This is a genomic window from Lentzea aerocolonigenes (assembly GCF_000955955.1).
GTDB lineage: Bacteria > Actinomycetota > Actinomycetes > Mycobacteriales > Pseudonocardiaceae > Lentzea > Lentzea aerocolonigenes_A.
Genome location: NZ_JYJG01000144.1, coordinates 39,160 through 49,123 on the forward strand (window position 1 = coordinate 39,160; position 9,964 = coordinate 49,123).

The 9,964-nt window shown below is 70.3% G+C and carries 8 protein-coding genes and 1 tRNA gene; 7 read left to right on the forward strand and 2 right to left on the reverse strand.

Going from position 1 to position 9,964, the window contains the following annotated elements; genetic code table 11:
* Positions 1 to 9 precede the first annotated feature (9 nt).
* On the forward strand, positions 10 to 531 hold the full coding sequence (locus UK23_RS21355) for an NAD(P)H-dependent oxidoreductase (RefSeq protein ID WP_045313349.1): 522 nt from the start codon (positions 10 to 12) through the stop codon (positions 529 to 531).
* Here UK23_RS21355 and UK23_RS21360 read toward each other — a convergent pair.
* On the reverse strand, positions 528 to 1,589 hold the full coding sequence (locus UK23_RS21360; protein ID WP_045313350.1) for a bifunctional RNase H/acid phosphatase: 1,062 nt from the start codon (positions 1,587 to 1,589) through the stop codon (positions 528 to 530). The genes UK23_RS21355 and UK23_RS21360 overlap by 4 nt on opposite strands.
* Positions 1,590 to 1,649: 60 nt before the next feature.
* Here UK23_RS21360 and UK23_RS21365 point away from each other — a divergent pair.
* The 4 genes from UK23_RS21365 (at position 1,650) to UK23_RS21380 (ending at position 6,570) form a co-directional block, all read left to right on the forward strand.
* Positions 1,650 to 1,732: transfer RNA gene (locus UK23_RS21365), tRNA-Leu, on the forward strand.
* A 186-nt stretch (positions 1,733 to 1,918) separates the two neighbouring features.
* Positions 1,919 to 2,881, forward strand: a complete 963-nt coding sequence (locus UK23_RS21370; RefSeq protein WP_045313351.1) for a hypothetical protein — start codon at positions 1,919 to 1,921, stop codon at positions 2,879 to 2,881.
* Between the two features lie 318 nt (positions 2,882 to 3,199).
* Entirely contained in the window at positions 3,200 to 5,941 is a 2,742-nt protein-coding gene (locus tag UK23_RS21375; protein WP_231114603.1) for an AfsR/SARP family transcriptional regulator, read from the forward strand.
* A 92-nt stretch (positions 5,942 to 6,033) separates the two neighbouring features.
* Positions 6,034 to 6,570, forward strand: coding sequence for a DUF3455 domain-containing protein (locus tag UK23_RS21380; RefSeq protein ID WP_045313352.1), 537 nt, complete (start codon positions 6,034 to 6,036; stop codon positions 6,568 to 6,570).
* A gap of 58 nt (positions 6,571 to 6,628) precedes the next feature.
* On the opposite strand, the gene UK23_RS21385 is transcribed toward UK23_RS21380, so the two are convergent.
* Complete coding sequence (locus UK23_RS21385; RefSeq protein ID WP_045313353.1) at positions 6,629 to 7,156, reverse strand: hypothetical protein; 528 nt, start codon at positions 7,154 to 7,156, stop codon at positions 6,629 to 6,631.
* A 106-nt stretch (positions 7,157 to 7,262) separates the two neighbouring features.
* Here UK23_RS21385 and UK23_RS21390 point away from each other — a divergent pair, with 106 nt between their 5' ends.
* A complete protein-coding gene (locus UK23_RS21390; RefSeq protein ID WP_052684893.1) occupies positions 7,263 to 9,152 on the forward strand; it encodes a tetratricopeptide repeat protein in 1,890 nt (629 codons plus the stop codon).
* Between the two features lie 54 nt (positions 9,153 to 9,206).
* The gene (locus UK23_RS48825) at positions 9,207 to 9,959 is read left to right on the forward strand and encodes a helix-turn-helix transcriptional regulator (protein ID WP_052684895.1); all 753 of its coding nucleotides are present in this window, start codon (positions 9,207 to 9,209) and stop codon (positions 9,957 to 9,959) included.
* Positions 9,960 to 9,964 lie beyond the last annotated feature (5 nt).

Below are 9,964 nucleotides of genomic sequence, written 5' to 3' on the forward strand. Positions count from 1 at the left end.
GGACCTGACATGTCCGATCTGCTGATCATCTCCGGCGCGCCGTCCCACAGCGCGCCGACCGGTGTGGTCGTGTCGCACGTGTCCGCTGTTCTGGAGGCCGCGGGCCACCACGTGACGTTGCTCGACGTGCGCGCGTTGCCGACGTTGTCGCTGCTCACCGAGGACCTCCGCGACCCCGCGATCACCGACGCCGTGAGTTCCGTGCTGTCCGCGGACGGTGTCGTGGTCGCCTCGCCCGTGTACCGCGCGGCCTACAGCGGGCTCGTCAAGGCGTTGCTCGACCTGCTGCCGAAGAAGGCACTGCGGGGCCGCGCCGTGCTGCCGTTGGCGACGGGTGGTAGTCAGGGGTTCCTGGTGGCGATGGACTACGCGCTGCACCCGCTGCTCGCGGCGAAGGGCGCCGACCAGGTGGTGCGCGGTGAGTTCGTGCTGGACCGGAAGGTGGGTTCCGCCGAGGCGGCCGCCCTGCTGGACGCGGCGGCCGACCGTTTCGTCTCCGCCTTGACGCCTCGGTTGCGCCGGGCGTCCTAGCCGAGGTGTGAGGTGTCGTTCACGAGCTTCACCGACGCGTGCCCGTCCGGGTAGAACTCGGCGATCGACACGCCCGTCAGGTCGAGGTGCATCCGGAACAGGAACTGCGGCCCGACGTCCAGCGCCTGGCGCAGCAGAGTCTTGATCGGCGTGACGTGGCTGACCACCACGAGCGTCTTGCCGCCGAACTTCGCGATGATCTCGGTGCGCGCTTTCCTGACTCGCGCGTGGACCTCGTCGAAGCTCTCGCCGCCCGGCGGCTTCTGGCTCGTGTCGCTCAACCACCGCCGGTGAATCTCCGGGTCCTGCTCGGCGGCCTCCGCGAACGTCAGGCCTTCCCACGTACCGAAATCGGTCTCGATGAGCCCCTGGTGAGTGACAACTTCGAGCCCTGTCTTGCTCGCGAGTGCCTGAGCGGTCTGCGTCGCCCGTTGCAGCGGCGACGAGATGATCGCCTCGACACCGTCCACTTCGGAGAGACGGCGGGCGGCCTTCTCCGCTTGCTGCAGCCCGAGTTCCGTCAGCTCGTGATCCCCGCGCCCGGAGTACCTGCGCTCGATCGACAGCTTGGTCTGCCCGTGCCTGAGCAGGATCAGCCTGGTGGGCTCGCCGATCGCACCACTCCAGTGCGGCTGCTTGTCGCCCTCCGCGGCCTGCTTCTCCCCGTCCATGGCCTCGTTGGCCAGCCGGTCGGCCTGCCGGTTGCGCTCGCGCGGAATCCACTCGTACGTGATCTTCTGGAACGCGCGCGCCAACTGCTGCGCCTCGCGTGCGAGCGGCTGCATGGAGGGGTGCTTGATCTTCCAGCGCCCAGCCATCTGCTCAACGACCAGCTTGGAGTCCATCCGCACGTCAACGGTCTCGGCGTCCAGCTCCTGCGCCGCCCGCAGCCCGGCGATGAGCCCCTGGTACTCGGCCACGTTGTTGGTGGCGACCCCGATGAACCCCTTGCGCTCGGCCAGCGTCTCCCCGCTGAGCTTGTCGCGGACAACGGCCCCGTATCCGGCCGGCCCGGGATTGCCCCGCGACCCGCCGTCAGCCTCGACGATGACCTTCACGGGCCGATCGTAACCCCGTGTTCAGGTGCCGCTGGGCGGTGCTATACGATGATCCCATCAGTCTGGGTGGCGGAATGGCAGACGCGCTAGCTTGAGGTGCTAGTGCCCGAAAGGGCGTAGGGGTTCAAGTCCCCTCTCGGACACTGAAGATGATCAAGCGAATGGGACCGTCGACAAGACGGTCCCATTCGCTTTTCTCCATCGGGTTGCGGCACCCCGTCCAACTGCGGACGCATCATTGGTCAGCATGATCCCCCTTCACTAGGTTCCGACGAGCTGGGCTTACCAACTCCGGGGGGAACGAGATGAGCCGAAGAGCTTCTTTTGCCTTGTCCACAGCACTTCTGGCCGCTGCCGTCGTCACGACACCGGCGCACGCGGCTACGACGGTCACCGATCTCGGCGGCTTGCCGTCCGCCGCGCAGCACGTCGCCACCTCGGTCAACGACGCGGGCGTCGCGGTCGGGGGTGCTCACAGCAACGGCCTGCCGAGCCGCGGGGTGAGGTATGACGGCAACGGCGTCGCGACCGAACTGGTCGGACCGGCCGATGCCAGTACGACCGTGGAAGCTGTCAACAGCAGCGGCAGCGCCGTGGGCACCGCCACCGGCAAGTCCGGCAGCAGGGCCCTGCGGTTCAACCCGGACGGCACGCACGTCGTGCTGTCCGTGCCGTCCGGCTTCACCGGTGCGATCGGTCAGGCGATCAGCGACTCCGGCACCGTCTACGGCGTCGCCACCGACGTGACCCGCCGCCAGATCCCGGTGAGCTGGAGCCCGGCCGGGGTCATCACGACGCTTGCGCTCCCCGCGGGCGCGACCTGGGCCAACCTGACCAACGCCTCGGCGAACGGGTACGTGGCCGGTTATGTCACCGGACCCACCATCGCGACCACGGCGGTGCGCTGGAACCCTGACGGCAGCGCGACCGTCCTCAGTGGACTGGCGGTCGACGCCACGACCCTGGCCACGGCGGTCAACCAGTTCGGCGAGGTGGTCGGCAGCGCGGTGGCCGGCGACTTCCAGTCGTGGGGCGTGCGGTGGAACGCCGACGGTTCGCTGAACAAGTACGAGCAGGGATTCGGCCCGAGGAGCATCAACGACCACGGCACGGTGGTCGGCTCCAGCGTGGTCGGAGGCAACCAGGTACCGGTCCTCTGGGAGAGGGACGGCGGGCGGCTCGAACTCGGGTTCCCCGCCGGCGTCACCACCGCGGGTGCGTTGGACATCAACAACAACGGCGTGGTCGTTGGAACCGCCGGCTCTCGTGCGGTGAAGTGGGTCGTCGGCTGAGGTCCGCTCTCGGACGCTGAAGTCGATCAAGCGGCGGGGTTGTGAACATGCAACCTCGCCGCTCGTTTTCACAGGTTGCGAACCACACTGTCCAGCTCGGCGGCCTGGGTCGCGGAATCCACGGCGCCTAGCGGGATCGAGAGGCGCCCATCGCCACTCCTTCGAGGTGCGCAGGTCGGCCGTTCTTGTGCAGAACCTCTGTGGACCACCACATCGCCAAACCCGCTCGCGGCAACGGGGCCGCGGACTACCCTTGAGGGTTCGGGCTGCCGGCCGCCCCAGCGCCGCAACAGCCCTGTGGTGAGGGGAGCGCACCACGTGCGGGTTCGGTTGCTCGGGCCGATCGATGTTGTGGTGGACGGGGAGTCGCGGCCGGTTCGGGGCTTGCGGCGCAAGGCCTTGCTCGCCGTCCTGGCGCTGCACCACGGCCAGGTCGTGAGCGTTGAGCGGCTGGTCGAGAGCGTCTGGGGTGATGGCGGGCATTCGGCGGCGGTGAACACGTTGCAGCGGCACGTGTCGTATCTGCGTCAGGTGCTGGGGCGCAAGACGTCCATCGTCGCGCGGCCTCCTGGTTACGTGCTCGACCTGGGTGCTGGTGGCACCGATGTCGAGCACGCGGAAAGCCTGATCCGCCAAGGCATGCGGGTGCAGGACGGGGCGGCCGCCGCGCAGCGGTTGCGGACCGCGCTGGAGTTGTGGCGTGGTGTGCCGCTGGCGGACGTGGCCGGGCTGGCGTGGCTGGAGGAGCAGGCCGAGCGGCTGGACCGGTTGCGGTCGCAGGCCGTGCGGGCGCTGCTGGAGGTCCGGTTGGAGCTGGGTGAGCACGCGGTGCTCGTGCAGGACCTGGAACGGCTTGCCGAGGAACAGCCGCTGGACGAGCGGATTCACGCCCAGCTCATGCTCGCGCTGTACCGCAGTGGCAGGCAGGCGGACGCGCTGGGCGTCTACCGCAGGCTGCGCGCCACGCTCGCCGACAACCTCGGCATCGACCCGAGTGCGGCGTTGCGTGATCTCGAGGCCGGCATCCTGCGCCAGGACGCCGAGTTGAGTCCGGTGCGGCTGACGGCACGGCCGAAGGTTCCGGCGCAGCTTCCGCTGGAGGTGCGCGGCTTTGCCGGGCGTGGGCGGGAGATCGCCTGGCTGGACGCGCTGCCGGAGGGGTCCGCCACGGCTGTCGTCGCGGTGCTGGCCGGGTCCGCGGGGGTCGGCAAGACCGCGCTCGCGGTGCATTGGGCGCATCGGGTCGCCGGGGCGTTCCCCGACGGGCAGTTGTACGTGGATCTGCACGGCTACGACCCTGGCGGCTCGGTGACGAGCCCGGCCGACGCGCTGCTGGGGTTTCTGCTGGCGCTCGACGTGTCGCCGCAACGGGTTCCCGATGACGTGGACGCGCGCGCCGCCCTGTTCCGCAGCCTGTTGTCCGAGCGGCGGATGCTGATCGTGCTGGACAACGCCAGGGACGCCCGGCAGGTGCGGCCTCTGTTGCCTGGGGCGCCGGGCAGTGTGGTCGTGGTGACCAGCCGCGATCAGCTGACCGGCCTGGTCGGGGTCGAGGGTGCGCACGCGCTGACGCTCGGGTTGCTGACCGGCGACGAGTCCAGGCAGCTGCTGGCGTTCCGCGTCGGCGCCGACCGGATCGCCGCCGAACCGGGCGCCGCCGACGAGATCGGCGACCTGTGCGTGCGGCTTCCGCTCGCGCTTGTCGTCGTGGCGGCCCGCGCGGCCACCCATCCGCGGTTCAGCCTGCGGACGCTGGCCGCAGAGCTCGGTGACAGCAGGGAACGGCTGGACGCGCTGGCGGGTGGCGACCCGGCCGCGGACGTGCGCGCGGTGTTCTCCTGGTCGTACCGCACGCTCACACCCGCCGCGGCGCGGATGTTCCGGCTGCTCGGACTGCACGACGGACCGGACGTGCCGGTCGCCGCGGCGGCCAGTCTCAGCGGCCTGCCGGTGCGCCAGACGCGGCACCTGCTGTCGGAACTGGCCCGCGCGCACCTGATCGTCGAGCACCTGCCCGCCCGGTTCAGCTTCCACGACCTGCTGCGCGCCTACGCCACCGAACTGGCCGACACCACCGACTCCGCCGAGCAACGCGCCGCCGCGGTCCGCCGCGTGCTCGACCACTACCTGCACACCGCGCACCGGGCCGCGAGGCTGCTGAGCCCCCAACGGGACGCGCTCCCGCTGACCGAACCCGCGCACGGCACGACGGTGGAACATCTCGCCGATCACCACGTGGCGCTCGCGTGGTTCACCGCCGAGCACGCGACTCTGCTGACGGCGGTGCGTCAAGCCGCGGCACTGGGCCTTGACCACCACGTCTGGTGGCTGGCGTGGTCGTCGCACACCTATCTCAACCGTCAGGGGCACTGGCACGACTGGGCCGCCGTGTGGCAGATCGCGGTGGAGGCAACGGCGCGGCTGGCGGACCCGGTCGCGCAGGCTGCGGCCCACCGGTGCCTCGCCTGGCCCCACCTCCAGCTGGGGCACGCCGCGGAGGCGTTCGAGCACCTGCGGCTGGCCCTGGAACTCGACGACGACCCGGTCAACCAGGCCGACATCCACCTGGACCTGGGCCGGATCCTCACCCAGCAGGACCGGAACGCGGAGGCGCTCGATCACACGTGCCAGGCGCTCGAGCTGTACCGGTTGGTGAACCACCGGAGCGGGCAGGCCTTCGCGCTCAACAACATCGGCATGGCGTCCGCCGACCTGGGCGACCACCGGCGCGCAGTCGAGTGCTGCCGCGAAGCCCTTGCCCTGCAACAGGAACTCGGCAACCAGGACGGAGAAGCCGGCGCCTGGGACAGCCTCGGCTACGCCTACCACCACCTCGGTGACCACGCCGGCGCGATCGACAGCTACCAGCGCGCACTCGAGCTGTACCGGGACCTCGGCGACCGGTACGAGGTGGCCGCCACCCTGGGAAACCTAGGCGACACAAGACATGCAGCCGGTCAGCCAGCCGCTGCACGAGAGGCGTGGAGTGAAGCGCTCGCGATCCTGGAAGACCTCGCCCACCCCGACGCCGACCGGTTGCGCGCCAAGCTCCAGCAGTAGGTTTCAGCGCGGTTTCTGAGCCACGTCAGCCCTCCGTGTCACGGTGCCCGTCTCCGATCGAGAGATCGAGGATCGAGACGAAAGAGGGGGAAATGACGAACATCCGACGAATCGCCGCCGGGTTGGCCGTCGCCGCGATGGCAGCCGTGGGACTCGTGGCCGCCACCGCACCGGCGGGCGGCGCGCCCAGCACCTCCGCGATGCAGGTACCGGACGTGATCAAAGTGCCGGCCGGCAACAGACAGATCGCCGTACTGCAGGCGCACGGCGTCCAGACCTACCAGTGCGCCAACGGTTCCTGGGGTTTCCTTCAGCCCGACGCGATCCTGGAGAGCTACGGGCGGGCCGTGGTGCTGCACAGCAGAGGGCCCGTGTGGACCTCGGTCGTGGACGGCAGCTCGGTCACCGCGGCGGCCGTCGCCAGCTCACCGGTGCCGCTCGCCATTCCCCAGGTGCTGCTGAGGGCCACCGCCAACCGCGGTCCAGGACTGCTCGGCGAGGTCACCTTCGTCCAGCGGCTGAACACCACCGGAGGCCTCTCGCCGACCGGCGCCTGCAAGGACGGCGTCACCGCGTCGATCCCCTACACGGCCGACTACACGTTCTGGGTCGCCACCCCGAAGGCCTGACACACCGGAGAAGCAGGCTGATCCGCTGATCAGCCTGCTTCTGGTGCCGGGTCCGGTGTTACGACCAGTTTCCGGTGATGCGGTTCGAGACGAACCTCCCGGTGACGGTGTTGGTGTCGCTGTCGAACAGGAGCACCTCCGCGCGAATCTCGTCCTGGTCGTTCCTGTCCTCGTCGAGCTGGGCACTGGACACGACGGTGTCGAAGTTGGCGCTGAGCCCGAACTCGGGGCTGGCCCCGAGCGACGTGATCGGGGCGGAGAAGAGGAACTCCGCGAGCTTGCCGCTGTCGTCGCCGCGGATCCGCAGGATGAACGGGTCACCGGGGTCGTCGATGTACTCCTGGGCATCCTCGAAGCTCATGTGCACGTCGATGCCGACGTGCACGGCGAAGAGTCCGTTGGGCAACCGGTCGATCGCCAGGCACAGGTTGGCATCGGTCGCGCCCGTGCACGTCTGCGCCGCGGACGCGGGCACGGTGGCCGCACCGATGGAACCGAGTACCAGCGCGGCCGCGATCCCCGCCCGCAGCAGTCTGCGCCGGAAGCGGCCGAACGTGCCGGTGTTCCCCTGATTTCCGTACTTCATGGCTTCTCCCAAGAGTTCTGGTGGTTGTCCACCCGCCGGTCGAATGTCCTTCCCCTGTGGGGAAAGGGGATGGATCCCGACCGAATCCGAACGAGGGGTGCGAGTGATGCCGTCGTCACGACGACCAGTCCGCGCGTTCGACGCGCTGCCCGACCCCGGAAGTGCGGGCAGCCTCGACGATCTGGTCGAACAGCTGCGGTTGCTGAAGGTCTGGGCCGGCGACCCGTCCTACGAGTGGATCACCGGCCGGGTCAACGCCGGCTGGACCGCGGCCGGGCGTCCGGCCGCCGAGCTCGCGGGCAGGACCACGGTGGTGGACTGCTTCCGGCCAGGCCGGCGCCGGCTGAACACGGAACTGGTCGTCGCGGTGGTGCAGGTGCTGCACCCGGACGTGGGGTACGCGACGCAGTGGCGCCAGGCTCTTCAGGTGGTTCGCGGGCGGATCTGGGCGGCGGCGCAGGTCCGTGTCCACGACCGGTTACCGCCTGACCTGGCCGGATTCGTCGGCCGAACCGCGGAACTGGACCGGTTGCGCCGGGCGCTGCGCCACGGCGGACCGGTGGTGGTCTGCGCGATCACCGGCATGGCGGGGGTCGGCAAGACCCAGCTCGCCGTCCACGCCGCGCACGTGCTGGCCGGCGAGGAGCTGTTCGACCGGGTGCTGTTCGTCAACCTGCGCGGTTTCCACCCCGACCTCACCCAGCTGCCGGCTGCTCCGGCCGCGGTGCTGGACGGCTTCCTGCGCCTGCTCGGGATGCCCGGCCACCAGGTCCCGCACGACCTGCCCACCCGCACCGCCGCATATCGCGCCCGGCTGGCCGGAACCCGCACCATGATCGTGCTGGACAACGCGGCCGACGCCGAGCAGGTCCCGCCGTTGTTGCCGGCAACCGAGGGCTGTCCTGTGCTGGTCACCAGCCGGCGCCGCCTCACCGCCCTGCGCGCCTCGGTCCGCCTCACCGTGGACACGTTCCCGCCGGACGACGCGGTGGACTTCCTCGCTGGGGCAACGCCGGGAGTGCCCACCGGTGACGATCAACGGGCCGCGGCCAGGATCGCGCGGCGCAGCGGCTACCTGCCGCTCGCGCTGGGACTGGTCGCCGGGCACGTCCACGGCACACTCGGATGGACGCTCACCGATCACGCGGACCGGCTGGACGAACGCCACCACTCCCGATGCCTGGACACGGGCGTGGAGCTCGCGTTCGACCTGTCCTACCGCCACCTGCCCGCTGACCGGCAACGGATGTTGCGCCTGGTGGGCACACATCCCGGCCAGGACCTCGACGCCCACGCGGCAGCCGCGCTGGCGGGCATCGACCTCGCCACCGCCAGGGCCACCCTGAACCACCTGTGCCGCGATCACCTGATGCAGCAGACGACGGCTGGCCGGTACACGTTGCACGACCTGGTCCGCGCCTACGCGAGCGTGCGGGCCCACGACGAGGACCCGCCGTCACAACGCCGCGCCGCGCGGACCCGCCTGTTCGACCACTACCTGGACGCCGCGGCCACCGCCGTGGACGCGCTGTTCTCCACCACGCCCGTCCTGGCGGACCAGGACGCCGCCAGGGCCTGGCTGGACACCGAGCGCCCGACCCTCGTCGCCGTCGCGGCGCACACCGCGACCTACGGCTGGCCCGCGCACACCGTCCGCTTGTCGGCCGTCCTGTTCCGCTACCTGGACCGCGGACACGACGCCGACGCCCTGATCGTCCACACCCACGCCGTCAACGCCGCGCGGCACGACGACGACCACCCCGGACTCGTCACCGCGCTGACCAACCTCGGCGTCGCCCAGCTGAGGCTCGGCAGGCGCGGCACGGCGGCCGATCACCTCCGGCAGGCGCTGGCGTTGTCCCGGCAGGCAGGCGACCTGGCCGGCCAGGCCCGTGCGCAGGGCTACCTCCATGAGGCGCTCGCGTTGTTCCGCCACGCCGGTGCTGAGGGGAAAGTGTGCGTATTGCCCACCCCAACCGGCCGTGCTAGCCGGTAATTGAGGGTTCGCCCCGCATGTTCGCCGCCGGCGTTGATCGGCATACTCGTGCCCATGTCCGACCTGCTCGCCCGCGACTACGAACGGATGCTCGACCTCGCCGTCGCTCTGCTCGAAGATCCCGGCGGCGAGCCTCCCTGGTCGATGGTCGTGGCGGAGCTGGCCGACGCGCTGGACTGCTGCATGGGCATCCTCGCCGACAACGGGCGCATCACCGCCTTCGCGCCGCACCACATCGGCGAGCTCCCGTTGAACGACCTCCTCAGCGAGTACGCGCCCGAACACGTGCTGGCCCGCCACTACGTCAGCACGGGCGACCGGACACCGCTCGCCGTCACCGACTTCGTCAGCCAGCGGGTCTGGCGGCAGACGGGCGTGTACGACAGCGTCCACACACTCACCGGCGCCACGCACAACATCGCGTTGCCGCTGGGCGCGCCGACAGGTGTGCTCCACTCGATCCTGCTCGGCCGTGCCGGGCGTGACTTCGACCGGAGAGAGCGCGCGTACCTGCGGCGCGTGCAGCCGCTGTTGCTGCGGGCCGACGCGCACCACCGCCAGCTGCGGAAGGCCCGCAGGGTGTCCGGCGGGACCGACGCCGCGTCACAGGGCATCATCACGCCCCGCGAGCTCACCGTGCTGACGCTCATCTGCGAGGGCCTCACCACGGCGGCGATCGCGCGGAGGCTCAAGATCGCGCCCGGCACCGCCAACAAGCACCGCGAGAACCTCTACCGCAAGCTCGGCACGAACGACCGCGTGTCGACCGTGCTGTGCGCGCAGCAGCTGGGTCTCGTACGCCACTAGTAGTA